Origin of the sequence: Prosthecobacter dejongeii, assembly GCF_014203045.1 — a bacterium.
Classification (GTDB): Bacteria; Verrucomicrobiota; Verrucomicrobiia; order Verrucomicrobiales; family Verrucomicrobiaceae; genus Prosthecobacter; species Prosthecobacter dejongeii.
In genome coordinates this window covers 746,610-762,870 of the sequence record NZ_JACHIF010000001.1, presented here as the reverse complement: position 1 = coordinate 762,870, position 16,261 = coordinate 746,610, and the positions used below count along the sequence as shown (strand labels likewise).

The following is a 16,261-nucleotide window of genomic DNA, read 5'->3' as shown; positions in this document are numbered from 1 at the left end:
GACGTTGCCCCCCCCTTATTGTTTTTCTATTGCACGAATAAACATATCACGATCAAACTCATTTAGTACGGCAAGATTTACATGAGTGAGCAAACCCTTTCTGACGATCTCATCTGGGGCAATTAGACCTTTTTGAAGATTCTCGGCGGCTCCCCACCAATTAATCTGTTGATCCGCAAGCCTCCAGGCCATGTGATTGGCAAGTACGCCTACGTCCATTTCGAAAGTGTCTGCAACCTTCTCTATAGCGGCTTTCATCATCTTAACATTACCGCTGGCCGCTTTGACCACGGCTTTCTCGATTCTGTCACTATCACCATCAAAAAGAACATCTTCAGCCCATTCATTTGCTACGGTTTCATCATCATCAGTATCCGACTCTTTTTGACCGATGGGTTCAATTTCGATCACCGCTGATGTTTCAGATACGTGGTTGTTAACTACGTGTCCTATTTCATGAAGCAGGTCAAATAACCATCGAGCAGTTTGGCTAGTGTTTTGTTTGACTACTATTACATGTCTTCCGCTTATTTTCCAAACAGCTCCATGAAATGCACCGCTATAGCAAATAGGAATGACAATAATCCCGCAATTCCAAGTGTAATCCAAAACTGACTGAAGGCTTATTTTGCCAAAATCAGCTAATATGGCATCTCTGAAACTCGACCACTCTTGCGGAATAGCGATCATCGGTACGTGTTCACAAGCTTTACACGCAAGCGCAGCGACATAATGAGCGTAAACTGTAAATGCATCGACTTTCTCGCTGTCTGCGTTAGTGCGTAATTTATATCGAACCCTTGAGCCAAATGCAAATGGAAGCGATGAATCAGCATCGAGTAGCCGTCGAATTGATATACCAAATACTGAGCTAAGTTCTACCAAGGCATTCCAAATGGCCTCGCCCGAACCCAAGCCAGATATTAGTGCAGTGTAAGAATTAGCTGGAAGTATTCTGGCTAGCATTGCCTTATCAAACCCACAAGCCGCCAAACGATGGAGCAATCTCGGCATATCGCTTGCTGATTTCATTACAATCAGATCGCTGGCTACCCCAACATTAAGTGCCGTAGCGACGGATTTCAGAGTTGCCAAGCTCGCCGCTTCATAGTTATCGGCCTCCCATCTTTGCACTTGTTGCTCTTTTAGACCCAATATTGCGGCCAGTTCTTTTTGAGTCTTGCCTCTGGCGATGCGGGCTTTAATTAGCGATGAAGGAAGATCATCTAGTGACGAAACAGAAAATACTGATATATCCCCCCTCACTAAGGCTTCATATTCTGAAATTTGGAGGCTAAGTAAATCAATTTCAGATTGATGTGCAGCTCGGTGAATCTCTGCGAAGGCATTTTCGCTAGTGCCAATTTCACTTATTCTTTCAACGAACCGATCCAACTGGCTCTTTGATATGCGGTACTGTCTTTCGTTCTTGATCATTGGAGTGAAGAAAGTTTGAATGCCACTAATCCTTTTGGAGCACCGGTATCTTTATTAATTTGAAAGAATTCGAAGAAAGTTCGTGCTGGTCCTTCGGCTTGAGCTCCACTCGGAAAAAACTCTCCCCCAAATCTTGCTTTTTGAGCTTGCCTGAAATTATTGAAGTCAAAAAACACTGGATCAAGCTTTTCAAGTTGTACCCCTAAAGGGTCCCAGCAGGCGTCAAAATCTTCCGGTAATTCTTTAGTTGTTACGAAACTACCATCCAGATACACAAATCGGCAGCCTGCCAATCGGAGCAAATACGAACCTTCAATGAAGCCGTCGAAAAGTCGACGTCGTCTTGCTCCGACTGCGAATCGTTTGGCCAACTCGTTAGGGTCAGCTGTCCAGTGCAGCCCTGGGGGCAGCAGTCCGAATTGATCGTGAGGCGGAATCATTGGGCGTGCTCATAAGCAACACAACAAAAATGTTGTGTCAAGCTTTTTCGAGTGCTTTACCTAGCACTCGGGCTGTAGTGCTTATTCGCCCGTGAAGAACTCACCCGAGCACGACAGATTCGCGTGAAGGCTGTCGCCAAGTTCTACAAGGTAAAGCACGTGTTGAAGCGGGCCGAGGGGAAGCGATCAAAGTACGCCAATTGCCACAAAATTGAGGGGCTTGTCCCACGTTTCTCCGGTAAAGCCATCACTACGGTCAGGTATAAAAGTTCAATGAGAGAGTCGTGGAAATTTTGTACATAAATCTGCTTCCCGTGAGAGAACGACCACGGGCAGTGAAAATTATTTTGTGTTTATAAATTGTTTTTCTCTGGACAGAAATTTTTGTCGTCATTGATTTCAATCTCTCGATCAAAGCATCAAATCCCTCGCTTATCTGGCTTCCTCCTCGACTTCGGCTTTTGTGATTTCGAGCGTGGTTGAGTCAAGTGTTGGTGATTGTCAGTGTTGGTGGCGAGTAATGATCCGAGGCCGACCGTAACGCGCTTCTTTTGGGCAACATAGTGTTGCGCCGTGATGGCAACGTCGGCATGGCGCAAGAACCGGGAAGCGTCCAATAATCCATCTTTTGCTGCGATCTGTGAGCCAGCTTCCTTCCTCAACGTGTGCAGAGGCGTGCGGGCCTTGACACCGTGCTTACGCAACCATGTGACGAGGCGAGTAAAACTTTGGTCAGCCCTGTACTTACTCCAGGTAGGTTCCGCCGCCTCGGTCGTTAGGACAGGTCGCGGCACTTTGAATTTCCGTTTGGGTGGATCGGCGGCCATGACATAAATGGCGTTTGGATCACTCGTTCTGAGCTTCTTTAAGATCTCTGTCACTTCAGCGTCTATGGGCACTTCACCCAAACTGGTTTCGGCCTTGGGAGCAAAATCGGATTGGGATTCTACGCGGATCAAACCTGCGTCGAGGTCCACGGATTCCCAGCGGAGCTTGTCCGCTTCGTTCCGCCGCAGACCAGCAAATAGCCCCAGCAAAAATGCTTTGAATGCCTCGGGGTCCTCAACCGCCAGTTTGTTACGTGCGGCTGAGAGGAGGGATTCGACGTTCATGGTTGAAACGTAGCGCATCGACTGACGTGGATAGAGGTCCACTCCGTCAAATGGGAGTGGGGAAGGCAGAACGACACGGTTGGTGACCAGACGCAAAAGGCGTTTTGCAAAGAGGCTCTTACCCATGCGGATGAGTGAATTTGCACTGTTGCGAGCAGCGCGTGCTTTGGTCTCATCTCTGCCTGCCCGGCTGCTGACGTAGCGGAGTTTCCAAGCCTCAATCCGATCAGGAGTAAGTTTTGCCAACAGCACAGCATCCACTGCGGTGAGCCAGGTGCTACGACTGTCGCCGCAGCGAGCAAAACGGCCTGCTGTAGCCTCAATGCCTTCGACATCGGCCACGATGCGTCTGAAGGTTGCGACATAGCCACGCAACGTCGTTGCTCTCACATTTGACAGCTCCGTCACCGCTGCCAGCAAGTCACCCACCGTCGCGCCTTTAACCGGTGACGCCGACGCTGGCTTGAATTTTAACAATGCTTCCTCCCAGCCATTGCTACGAAGCATTTGATAAATGTTCAGTGCCTTTTTGGCTGCGGCCTCCTTGATGGGGGTGCCAAGCGGGAATCGATGCCGCTGTCCCCGATAGGCTATCTGAACGCTGTAGTCAGGAGAATCCACCTTCCTCACTCGCTCCTGCCAATGCCGCACATCCCCCTTTGGGTAGCTGTGCATTTTCTGTGCAGTTTTTGAGATCTTACCTGTGCTGTTTTGATCCGATCTGATATCCTTCCTTGGTCGTTTCTCCCTTGTAGGAGCTTGTTTCTTTGTGCTCACTAGATAACATACAGGATCAGGAGCAAACATTCAATAAAACAATTTGTAATCATCAGGTCGTCGGTTCAAATCCGACTCTCGGCTCCAGCGATGACCCAAAAGGGGGGCATGAGGTTTTTTCTTTTGTCATGTGGCTGCAATTGGAAAGTCGGGGGCTGCCTACTCTTGGAATAATCCATCCAGGTAAATGAATGTGCCCGTCTAACCGATGAGATGCAGATTGCACACATGACGAATCGCGCTTTTCCCCACAATAAATGGGTATAAATTGTAGGCAGTGGCTGTTTATTGGCAGCATCCTAATTTTTTATGAGAACGCTCTCGCTCTTCGCGCTCGTCGCGGCTGCCTTCTTTTGTTTGCCGCTTTCTTCGGAGGCTGGGGCGATCAAATACAAGAATACCCCGGGTGACATGAGCTGGCCAGGTGGCCGGGTGCCGTATGTGTTCAACTCAGACATCACCAGCGCTGAAAAGCTGGTGTTTTTTCGCTGCGTGCGGGCTTGGCAGCGATTTGGCAATGTGCGCTTTGTGCCAACTACGGAGTCGGGTTTCCATCAGTCGCCAGAGGGTAACTACCTGCTCGTGCAGCGGAATGACCTGCGGTTTTTCGATGTGGTGAAGGATGTGAATTATGCCTGGATCGGCCGCTCTGGAAACATCGGTTTCCCGAATGCGCTGATGCAGCCCATGTCCATCCACAATTGGGATGGCGAAACGGTGGTGCATGAGATGGGGCACACGCTGGGCTTCATCCACGAGCACATGCGTGAGGACCGTAATACTTATGTGCGAGTGGACTATGACCAGATCAATGGCTTCACCCGCATCAATTTCGACATGGAGCGTGCCACCCTCCACACGACGTATGACTATGACTCCATCATGCATTACCCGGCCACGGCCTTTCGCGATACTTGGAAAACCGGGCTGTGCATGGAAGCGTTGGTGGACCCCTCGAAGACTGGAACGATGGGCTACAGCACTCACTTCAAGCCGCACCCCGAAGAGTGGAAAGTGGGGGATGAGATCGGCAAAATCACCTCGCTGCTGAGTGACGGCGACCGCGAGACCATCTATGACGAATACGGCACCTCCACCGAAGTCAGAGGCGTGATCAAAACGCCCGATGGGAAACCTTTGAGTGGTGTGAGGGCAACTCTGGTCGCGGTCGGCTCGGGCCACGATGAACAGGCCTTTGTGGATCTGCTAGGAGAAACCGGGGAGCGCCAGGTCCGCACCAATAGCAAGGGGGAGTTCTTTTTTCGTGGGGTGCCTTCCGGCAGTTTCAAGATCCAGTTATCCAAGTCGAAATTCACCTTCAGCCCTTCGGAAAGCACGTTCCAGGGCGGGTCTGCCCCCATCCTGGTGCATCTGTTTGACGCGACCCACACTGACAGTACGCCGCCGAATCCCTCCTTCACCGTGCCTCCACAGGCACCGCCAGACGCAGTCGGCTTTGAGCCAGCGACTTACAAAGCCTACCCGACTCTTTCGGGTGAAGCCCATGACACGGGTGGATCTGGCCTGAATCGCATTCAACTGGCGATGGATAATGGTGGCCGCTGGTGGAACTGGAGCACGCACAGTTATGGTGCGCCTGGAGCTACCTTTAACGAAGCTACGGATGCCCTTCCTCACACCACGTTTGACTCCGCAGGCAAGTGGACCCTGCCGGCCGATCAACTCGATAATTTGCCGGACGGCACGCACCACTTGCAGATCCGGGCGGGGGACTTTTCCAATAACTACTCGCCCTGGGAAGAGGTCAATTTCACACTGGATCGAAATCTACCGGTCGTGACGGCGGATGCGCCTCCTGCGGCTGAGTTCTTTGATTTCGAGACTCTCAACCTGGGCGGAACGGTCACGGATGCCACAGACCCGAATCCCACGGTCACCATCACTTTGATTAAAAGTGCGGGTTCGAAGTATTGGGATGGCAAGAACTGGGTTGATTCTTCGGCAGATCCGAAGACGCTGCGGCCTGCCGAAGTTAGCGGAGGGCGCTGGAAGCCCGCGGCTGTGGACACCCTGCCGCGCCGGTCTGACTTGTCCCCAGGGAACTACATCGTGCTGGTGAAGGCCAAGGACAAAGCCGGAAACTTCAACCTCCTGCCCACCGGCATCGATGGACTCGTTCGTTCTGCCGTGGATACCACCGTGCCAGATGTCGCCATTACCCCTTCGTTCCATGGCCAGCGGTATGCCGTGCATGAGATGCCCACGCTGATCGGCACAGCGAATGATGAACAAAGTTATGTCAAAGGTGTGCGGGTGTACCTGATGCGCCTAGTCCCGGGCATGAATGGGGCACCGAATGGCTTCCGTTATTGGACGGGTTTCGAGTGGTCCCCGGTGTCGCCCAATACGCCGCCACATCTGGAAGTTACCTATAACTCGACCACCCATGTGTGGAGTGCGCCCCCCTCTCGTGAGTGGGGCGACCCAGCCACCGATGTTCGCTTGCCAACAGGAGCCGCCGAACTGCCAGACGGCACTTATAAAGTCCAAGCCACCGCCTTTAACCGCGAGGAGCCGCAGGGCACTCGGTTGGTGGAGGAAACTTTCTACATTGCCACTGCTCCACCTCAGGTCACCATCACCCGTCCCGCCCACAATGGATTTGCCAAAGCAGGCTGGACCATCGGGGGAACGGTGTCAGACCCATCTGGCACGGGTTATGACAATGGCCGCATGAGCTTCACTCTGGTGAATATCGGCACAGGTAAGTTTTGGAATGGCGACGAATGGCAGGATAACATGGTCGCGCTGGAGGTGGACATCACGAACAACACCTGGACCTACGATGGCAGTGGTGCACATGCCCAACTGCCCCCAGGGGAAGGGCAGTATGCCATCAGTGCCACGGTCACGGATCGCAATGGTAACATCTCCCGGCCGATTTCAGGCGGTAACCAGATCCTCTTCCGCGCGGACCTGACTCCGCCTGTGTGTGAGATCGCCGGCCCAACCAACAATGCGATCATCACCACCTCTCCCATCCTCCCGTCCAGCTTTCATGGAACGGCTTCGGATGCATCCGGCCAGCCTCAGGTGACGCTGTTCCTGCGGAGATTGAAGGATAACTATTTTTGGAGCGGTCCCGGCACGGGTAACGGTTGGAAGGACGATGCCCAGGATGCCATCTTGACGAGTGCTTACGCCGGGGGGGGGCAGTCAGAGGCCTGGGCTTTGCAAACAGAGTTTCCATGCCTGAACCAGTTTTACTGGGGCATGCCGAATGGTGCCTATGTGCTGACTGCGGTGGCAAAAGATGCCGCAGGTAACACCACTCAGCGGGACGTGAATGTGACGGTAAATTACAATCCGCCCTGGCTGCGCCCGCAGGATGCGTTGGCCCGCTTTAACGTGCATCAAACGGCACCTGTGGCTGGCAGCACCGTGACGTCGGAACTGGCACAGACTTTCACACCGTGGCTGGATGGGCAGCCAGGGAATGGAGGCTACCTCACACCGCGCTCTTTTGGCCTAGATGCTACGGGCAACTTTTATGTGACCAACAACATGTCTCAGCGACAGATCTTTGGCGCCAATGAATACTGGGTGGATCACGGGGTGATCCAGCGTGTGGGACCCAATGGTTGGCGTCGCCAGCGAATGGTGGAGCAGGTGATCGCGGGCAGCGATGTTTTCTACTATGAGCGGTGGTCACCTGGTGGCCCGGCCATTCCGATCACAGCGGGTGAATTCTCGGTGCTGTCCACCACGCTGGTGAAAGGCTGCACGGATGCCGCAGGCAACACCTACGCTGCTTTTGAACTTACAGATTATTCGCCTTTCGGCAGTCCTAAATTTCCTTCTCGCAGTTATGTCCTGGTGGTCAAGTTCGATGCCCAAGGGAACCTCGTCTGGCGGCGCTACGTGCCGGGGCTAGTTCCCCCCAGCGACTGGCTGGCCATCGTGCACGTTCATGACCTTCTAGTGGCGGCAGACGGCACCGTCAGTTTGGTGATGGGAAACAATACCCGATTCAATGAATCCTTTTCCCAGTATCACGCTTGGCTCGTGCGTCTTTCGGCCACAGGAACCACCCTGGGCACGGCGCGGATGGGGCAAACTGGCGTCAGTGGCAATCCGGCACAGCCTTACAAAAGCTCGTCTCCTGAGCACTGCGTGGTCGCGGCAGATGGCACCACATGGATCCTTTCCACCGATGGCACGGCAGGCGTGTCTTACCCCTCACAAATCCTGCGGAAGTACGGGCCGAATGCGAATCTGCTGGCCAGCTATGAAACCAATCTTTGCAAAGCACCCGAGCGCTGGACTGACCTCGCCGTGGATGCAAATGGCATCGCCTATGTGACTGCGAACTTCCAGGTCAGTGAAAACGATGGCCGTGCCTGCCTGCTGCGTTTTGATAGCAATCTGAATTTGACCTGGCGCGCCTTTGGTCCGCTGGGTGGTGTTTACATCGGGGATGGGTTGGAAAGTGCCACCACAGACTATCGGGTGCAGGTGGGTGCGCAGGGCATCACCGTGATGCATGAGACGCCCGGCACCCAGGAGAGCGGTTACTATTACCGCCACCCCGTGGTGCTGCGCTTTACTGATGCAGGTGAACTGAAGTGGGCGCGCCGAGTGATGCCTACGGAATTGCAAGGAAATGCAGGTGCTTCCCATATGCAGGTGACCTCGGCTGGCGATGTCCTTTTGACCGGATTCTTCAGCGAAAGCCTCAGTCTGGCCACGTCATTTTATGGCAAGATCAGCAACGCTGGCGATCTCCAATACTTTGCCGATCTAGCCAGCACCGCAGGCGTGGCGCTGACATGCCTGACGGCCAATGATCGCCTAGCCGTTTTAGAGGCTGCCCCTGGCAGTGTCTATTCTCCTCAGGGAGACCAGAGCATCCGGATCTATGGGAATCCCGCCTCCGTCTTGCTGCCTGTCGTTCTGGATGCGGGCCTGCCGCAGAGCCGCAGTGTGCTCTCTGGCAGCACGGTGGAGTTCAGAGTGGTGAATCGCGGCAGCCCAGCTAGTTACCAGTGGCGCAAGCAAACTGGGGCAGGCACACCGCAGGACATCCTCGGTGCTACAGGGGATGCGCTGGCCTTAAGCAATGTGCAATCTGGGGACGCTGGCGGCTACAGCTGCGTGGTGACCAATGCGGCAGGCAGCGTCACCTCAGGTACGGCCACTCTCACCGTCGTGCAGGTGGTGCCGCTGGTCACCGCCCTGGATGACAGTGGACGCACGTGGACGACTGGAGGCGATGCCTCTTGGTATGGGGCAACCGGGGGTGTCAGCCATGACGGAACAGATGCCGCCGCCTCGGGGGAGCTGGATCACAATCAGGTCTCTTGGCTGGAAACCACCGTGACAGGTCCGGCCACCATCAACTTCTGGTGGAAGTCTTCCACGGAACATTTTGATGCCCTCACCTTCAAGGTGGATGGCGTCACTTCTGGTTCTCCTCTTGCGGGAGACCGGGACTGGACCCTGGTCACCCTTACTCTGGGCAGTGGCACGCACACTTTGCGCTGGGAGTATGAGCGCGATGGCGTTGGCGGTAGCGACTTGAACCGGGTCTGGGTGGACCAGTTTTCTGTGGTTTATCCGCTGACTTTGGCAGACGCTGTGGATGCCCCTGCCATGACCTTCACCACAGGCGGAGACGCCGAGTGGGCCGGCGTGGCCAGCACATCTTCGTCCGACTTTGTGGATCACGCCGCCAGTGCTTACATCAGCGCCAATAAAGAATCCTGGATGCAGACCACCGTCACCGGCCCAGGCACGCTGACGTTTTGGTGGAATGTGGAGTGTGATCCAGACCAGCACTACCTGCGGCTGAAGGTGGACGGTGCCGCCGTGCGCAGCATCACCGGTTTTCCAGGCTGGGCCAAGGTGACACAGGCCATCGGCTCAGGCACGCACACCATCCGCTGGGCTTTTGAGAGCGGCCCCGGCATCATTTTCCTGGGAGATGGTGGCAAGGTGGACCGTGTATCCTTCGCAGCGGGTGGGCTAGAGCCTGGTTTCCTCGCCCATCCAACCTCACAGATTCGCCTCGCGGGCGGGCAGGTCTCGTTCAGTGTCACGCCCAGCGGGGACAGTCCGCAATACCAATGGCTGAAAGGTCCAGCGAAAACCGTGCTGAATGGCACCACCTCCCAGGGTTTTACCAAGATCCACCTCAGTGCCGCAGATGCCACGCTCTACTGGGTGAAATTGACCAATGACCACGGCACCGCTACCAGTAACCCTGCTTATCTAGGTGTGGCTACGCCGCTCCCTGCTGCCAGCACCTTGAAAGAAGGGGCCGCGCTGGCGCTGAATGCCGCCGTGGCCGTGCCCCCAGGTTGCTCCATCAGCAGCTATCAGTGGCGGAATGGCAGCCAGATCTTGGCAGACGGAACTGTCAATGGCGTGACCACCTCTGGCGCAGGCACCAAGGCACTGAAAATCACGGGCCTGAAGGCAGCAAACAGCGGGCCTTACACCTGCATCGTGGAGATGACCACCCCCGGCGGCACCGTCACAGGCAGCCTCGGCGTGAGCACCGTCACCGTCCTGCCCAAACCTGAAGTGGCCGCCTTGCCACCGCGCACCTACACCGTGAGTGAATCGGTGGATGTCCAGATCAACTCGACGAACAGCCCAACCAAATATGCCGTCACGGGCCTCCCCGCCGGCGTGACTGTCAATGCCGCCACGGGTCGCATCACGGGCAAGCCCAAGGTAGCCTCCGCTCTCCTCAAAGACGGAACTCGGAAGCCCTTCAAGCTCAGCATCACCGCCACCAATGCCGCAGGCACCAGCAGCCCCGTGACGGTGGACTGGATTGTCCATCCCCTGGACTCTCGCTTGGTAGGTACCTACAATGGCTTGTTAGACCGCAATGCAGCGGTGAATGGCACCCTACCCACCTCCACCACCGGCCTCGGTGGCACCGTGCAGCTACAGATCACCAGCGGTGGAGTCATCTCCGGCACTCTGAAGCTGGGCAGCCAAGTCGCTTACCGACTGGCTGGCGCCGTGGACGTCTCTCCCACAAACGGCAGCCTCTCCTGCTCCCTGCCGATCACGCGCAAAGCACCCTGGGCAAATGTGACCTTGAACCTAAGCTTTGACCTGGCCAGCGGTGGCATCGCGGGTTCGATTACCGATGGCGGTGCCAATGCTCCACTTGTGAAAGGCTGGCGCACCACCAGCCTCACCAGCTACAACGGTCTCCACAACAGCGCCTTGTTCGTGGATGCTGGATTGTCTGGAGATTTCACGACGACGCCCAAAGGCGACGGTTTTGCGGCCCTGAATGTCACAGGCAAAGGCACCGCCAAATGGACAGCGAAATTGCCCGATGGCTCCGCCGTCATTGCCAGCACACCTGTTGGCCCCACGGGTCAGGTCATGCTGCATCAGTTGCTCCAGGGCGGGGCTGGCAGCGTGCAGGGTTGGGTCGAAATTGATGCCGCCACGCATGAAGTGGAGGGTGCCCCTAGCCTTAGCTGGTTCAAGACCTCCCAAGAAGCATCCCGCAATTACAAAGACGGCATTGCCCTGCAAAACCTGACTGTCACAGGAGGCCTCTATGTGGCCAAAAACGTCAGCCTCCACGCCCTGCTGGGTCTAGGTGCGCCGCCGCTGAATGCCCAGGTCCGCTTAAGCCAGGGCGGACTAGATCCCGCACTCGTGCAAAGCTTCACCTTGACCGCACCCAATACCGTCACGGTCCCGACGAACCCACTGGGAATGAAACTCACGCTCGCCCCCGCCACAGGTTTAGTGACCGGCAGCTTTACCCAGCCCGGGCTCACTGCCAAAACACCACGGAAGGCCGACGTCTTCGGCCTCATCGTGCCACGTCTGAGCCGAGGGGTAGGCTACTTTCTCCTCCCAGAGTTACCCACCCCCAGCACCACCCCCGCCACAGCCCCCATCTGGAGCGGCAAACTGGAAATCGGCGTTCCCGTAGAGCCCTGATGTGGAGATGAACTGATCTTCAATTTTACGTCAGGCCTGCGTGTCGAGCGCAAGCAGGAGGCGGTCTCCCCACCCAGCACACGGCCTATGTCTTTAGCGGGGGCCTGAGCGTGGCGGAATACATCCGCACAGGTAGTACCAATCCCAACACGCCTCTTACCAACAGTAGCGTGCCTACCGTGCAGTATGTGCGTGGCCGGGACATGGGCGGCGGGGTAGGCGGCCTGCTTTACAGCATCCGAGGCACCACGCTGAAGTACAATCACAGCAACGGACGTGGCGACATCGTGGCACATAGCGACAGCACAGGCGCCTTGTCGTGGACGGCCAGCTACGAGGCGTATGGCCAAACCACGAAGGAAACGAATTTCAACAGTAATACCAACGCCGATACTCAACGCGCTAACAGTAAGGACGAAGAAAAAGATACGAGCCTGCTGAACGAAGGCTACCGCTATCGCGACCTGGAAACCGGCGTGTGGCTCAGCCGCGACCCCGCTGGCTTCGTGGACGGCCCCAACCTCTATGCCTATGTCCAACAGAACCCTTGGAGTAAGTTCGATGCGGAAGGACTCTTCCTGAGTGCTCTGGTCACGGCAGGTTTCGCGGCGTATGATACGTATCAGTACGCGACTGGCAAGATCAGCGGATCGGACTATGCCGGAAGAATGGCGCTCAATGGAGCAGCTCTAGTTGCAGACGCAGCCAGCGGAGGCTTGGGGGGCGGGCTGGCAGTTAGAATGACTGCGACAGGTTCAAGGGCAGTTACGACCATCATCAAAACGGCCAAGGCTGTGGACAAGGCCAATGACCTGGTTGAGAACGTCCAGACCGCTGTTGAGACTGGACAGAGTATTGTGGAAGCCTCGGAGGGCGAAGGGCGAGGCTTGGTGCGAGCTGCTGCCAATGCCTTGGAGGATGCGGCAACAAAGAAAGTGCTGGGTGCTGTCGCAAAAAAGCCAACGGGCTCGTATACCAACACACACGAAAGTGGGAAAAAGTATCACGGTATGGGTACCGAGGAACGGATGAATACTTCGGCCAAAGAAAAGGCGACCGAGTACGGAGATCCAGTTGTCGAACAGGACTTCAAGCCTGCTGCGGACCGTCGGGAGGCATTCAAAGACGAAGCCCGGCGTATCCGCGAGGATGGCGGGGTTGAAAATCCGGAAAACTACAACAAAATCAACTCTCCCGGTGAGAAATACCTCAAACAAGACGGCGAATGAAAACTGCTGAAATCATAAAATGGGGACGTTGGCGCATTGCATGGGTTTCTTCGGGAAATCTCGACGAGGTGGGTAAACTCTTGCGTTCAGGCGAGATAGATGGCGTTGGCTTGAACCCTCATCACGGGTTCACTGGTGATCCGTCGTTCCTCAATGAACTACCGTCATTCGCTGGGATTATCGTGACCGAAACTGGCTCTCTAGATTGCCAAACACTGCCTCGTTTTAACGAGTTGCGCTTCATTAGCCTAGGAGGAATGAGATTGCGTGGATTTGATTTCAGGGAATTTATTAACTTGGTGGATTTACGGATCGTCTGGCATTCGGGTGACATCCTGCCCAGCAGCGGAGATTCTTTAGAGTCCCTTTATCTTAAAGGTTACAAACCCAAGACGAAAGATCTCAACGCTCTCTCTTCATTTGCTAACTTGGAAGCACTGGAGCTTGTCCAAGCAGGAGTGACAAGCCTTGATGGCGTGCAGAGGCTGGCGAGGCTTCGCCAGATTGACGTGAGTTATTGTAAAGCTCTTGTCACCATTGCCGCGCTGATAAGCACTCCCATTGAGCAAGTTCACTTTGAAGCCTGCGGAAATATTCAGGACATTCCGCTGCTAAGTAGGTGCGCTCGTGTCCGCTCGATTAAGCTTTCCTCATGTGGAAAGCTGCAGTCTTTGAGCTTTTTGGAGGAAAGCAAAACTATCGAGGAGTTCCGTTTTGTAAAAACGGAAGTGGCAGATGGGGATATGTCACCACTTTTGAAGTTGAAATCAGTTGGTTTCATTAATAAACGCGACTATTCGCACACAAGTGAACAAGTGAATGAATTCATCAGCAGGCGTGCTGCAAACAGTGACCACCCATAGCCCGTCATTCATGCCTGTCTCCAGGGCAATCCCCTCCGGCGAATTGGTCATGGGACGTGGGCATAGTGGGTCTTCAAGACATCCGCTGCGTTGTATATGGAGCTAGGTATAACAAGAGGTTAGATCAAATCAATCCTTGCTGGATGCCGCGTTGGACGGCCTGGATGAAGCCGATGGCGTTGCAAATGAGCCTCATCCTGTCCACGTTCCTGGCCTTGTAGCGGGAGGGCGGGCGGGAGCCCGGCACGATGCTGGTGGCGGTGACGATGTAACCGTAACCGGGGGTGGCCCAGTAGAGGGAGCTTTGTACTCGGCCTCTTCGCGGCCGATCCAGCGCCCGTCACGGAGCCTGCGTGCACTGCCCTGGAAGGCACTCTTCAATTGGCCCCAAAAGAGACGGTTGCCGACGATGGAGGGGCATTTGGACAGGATGCGGCACTCTGCACCAGGGGCTGGTTTGTGGGGGATGGCTTTGAAGGTAGACGTCTTGGGGAAGGGGTGTCTGTTGTTGATGACTACCGGGCGAGTATGAAGGGGAACTATGTTCAGGCTCGCTCGGGAGGAGGCGCTAGGAGAAGTGGCGCTCGGTGTTGACACCGAAGAAAGGGGCGAATCGAATCTAAACGTCTGGTTAGGCCAGACGCTCTGGGTTTTCTCTCTTGGGCCTGAGGGTCCATCTCTTCGGCTTCCTTTGGGGCTTGGAAGAGGACTCTGCTATATGAGGTGCGGAATCGTCTCGCTGGTCTGTTTTTCGCCCGTGAGGGGGTCAGGCGCGGCTCATCATGGTGACTACGCGGTGGACGATCTGGGTCAATTCACCGGCTTCGTAGGGCTTGGGCAGTACGCCGACGAAGCCTTTCTCGAGGAAGGTCATTTGCACGTCTTCATTGACGCTGCCGCTGGTGACGACGAGGCGCGCTTCGGGGTCGAATCGGAGGATCTCTTCAGCGGTTTCGCCACCGTTCATGCCGCCGCGGAGGGTCAGGTCCATGAGCACGACATCGGGTGGGGTGCCGGTGCGGGCGAGGCTGTGGTAGATCTTTACGGCATCTTGACCGTTGTCGCATTCGATGACTTCATACCCGCAGCGTTTGAGGATGAGCTGGGCGACTTTCCGCAGGTCATCTTCATCATCCACAATGAGGACGCGGCCCTGGCCTTTTTTCAAGGGCACGGGGGCATGGTCTCGCTCTGGGGTGCCCACCTGTCCTGTCATGGCGGGCACGGCGGGCAGGTAAACGCTGAACTCGGTGCCGACATTCAGCCTGGATGAGACACGGATGTCGCCTTCGTGAGCATGGATGAAAAGCTTGCAGGTGGTGAGGCCGATGCCGTTGCCATCGGGCTTGGTGGTGAAGGTTTCTTTGAAGAGACGCTCCAGGTTTTCTGGTGAAATGCCGCAGCCACGATCCCGCACGGTGATGCGCACGTAGGGGCCGGGTTTCAGGATGTCATCCTGGCCGAGACCGATGTCTGCATTCTCTGCATCCACATCCATGTAGCCGCCCTGGGGCATGGCCTGGATGCCATTGAGAATGAGGTTTTGCAGCACTTGGCTGATCTTCACCGCATCGGCCACGGGCCAGCGGAGGGCTTGGCCCAGGCGCACGCGCAGTTGGGCATTGGATCCTGCGCCGGCGAACTTGACTGTGTCATGAATGATGGCGGCTACATCAATGGGCTGCTTTTGGTTAGGCTTGGCTTTGCAGGCGGTCACCACCTGGGAGGTGAATTGACGAGCGCGCTTCAGCCCGCTGAATATGAGCTGCAGCTCTTCCTTCAGAGCAGGCTGTCCCTGCACTTGCTGGAGCAGGTCTGAAAGGCGCATGGTGACTGGGCCTAACAAATTATTGACATCATGAGCGATGCCCTGGGCCAGGGCGGCTAGATTGTCCTGCTTCAGTTGATCTGACTGGCTGTCCAGATCTTCTCCACGGGCAGGCACCGGTTTAGGCAGCGCTGCCGATAGGATGGGCAGGGGAGTGACGACGAGGGTGTAGTTCAGCAGCTTGCGCATGCTGTTGAAGACGGCACGTACGCGCCAGTTGCAGCGCTGGGGAGGATGGCCGTAAAAGTTCTGAACGAAGGCCTCGCACTCGTGTGCGCCGCCGTTTTCGGTGGCATGTTTCAGGCTGCCTAAAAGTGTGGCAGCATCGGAGTCGCCTGCGGCTAAGTCAGCAATGCCGAGGCCGCGAAGGCCTTTTTCAGGCTCGACGCCTACCAGCACGGCGGCGGCGGCGTTGCTAAAGAGCACCTTGGGCCCTGCGTTGTCCGTGGGTTCGGCCTCCAGGATGAGTACCGCCTCCGGCACTTGATCCACCGCGACTCGGAGGAAGTAGTTGGCCGTTTTCATCTGGTGCAGACTTGCTTCCAGTTCGGCCAGTGTGTCAGGACGCAGTGTATCGGGAGAAAGTGTCATGGCAGCCACAGGTAATCAGGGCTCCATTTAGCTATCTTAA

7 protein-coding genes are annotated in these 16,261 nt (G+C 55.7%); 3 read left to right on the top strand and 4 right to left on the bottom strand.

Annotated elements, in window-relative coordinates; genetic code table 11:
• Positions 1-15 precede the first annotated feature (15 nt).
• The 3 genes from HNQ64_RS02780 to HNQ64_RS02770 form a co-directional block, all read right to left on the bottom strand.
• On the bottom strand, positions 16-1,437 hold the full coding sequence (locus HNQ64_RS02780) for a helix-turn-helix domain-containing protein (protein ID WP_184205117.1): 1,422 nt from the start codon (positions 1,435-1,437) through the stop codon (positions 16-18).
• The gene (locus HNQ64_RS02775) at positions 1,434-1,877 is read right to left on the bottom strand and encodes a DUF6932 family protein (protein ID WP_184205114.1); all 444 of its coding nucleotides are present in this window, start codon (positions 1,875-1,877) and stop codon (positions 1,434-1,436) included. The genes HNQ64_RS02780 and HNQ64_RS02775 overlap by 4 nt, the downstream gene beginning before the upstream one ends.
• A 419-nt stretch (positions 1,878-2,296) precedes the next feature.
• Positions 2,297-3,796 (bottom strand): tyrosine-type recombinase/integrase, encoded by a 1,500-nt coding sequence (locus tag HNQ64_RS02770; RefSeq protein ID WP_184205111.1) that lies wholly within the window; start codon positions 3,794-3,796, stop codon positions 2,297-2,299.
• Between the two features lie 279 nt (positions 3,797-4,075).
• Between HNQ64_RS02770 and HNQ64_RS02765 the strand changes: the two genes are divergently transcribed.
• The 3 genes from HNQ64_RS02765 (at position 4,076) to HNQ64_RS02755 (ending at position 13,802) form a co-directional block, all read left to right on the top strand.
• Entirely contained in the window at positions 4,076-11,710 is a 7,635-nt protein-coding gene (locus tag HNQ64_RS02765; protein ID WP_184205108.1) for a M12 family metallopeptidase, read from the top strand.
• 110 nt (positions 11,711-11,820) lie between these two features.
• A complete protein-coding gene (locus tag HNQ64_RS02760) occupies positions 11,821-12,939 on the top strand; it encodes an RHS repeat protein (protein WP_343075872.1) in 1,119 nt (372 codons plus the stop codon).
• Entirely contained in the window at positions 12,936-13,802 is an 867-nt protein-coding gene (locus HNQ64_RS02755) for a hypothetical protein (protein ID WP_184205105.1), read from the top strand. The genes HNQ64_RS02760 and HNQ64_RS02755 overlap by 4 nt, the downstream gene beginning before the upstream one ends.
• A 766-nt stretch (positions 13,803-14,568) precedes the next feature.
• Here HNQ64_RS02755 and HNQ64_RS02750 read toward each other — a convergent pair.
• Positions 14,569-16,221 carry a hybrid sensor histidine kinase/response regulator gene (locus tag HNQ64_RS02750; RefSeq protein ID WP_184205102.1) on the bottom strand — a complete coding sequence of 551 codons (1,653 nt, stop codon included), beginning with the start codon at positions 16,219-16,221 and terminating at the stop codon, positions 14,569-14,571.
• Positions 16,222-16,261: the final 40 nt, after the last annotated feature.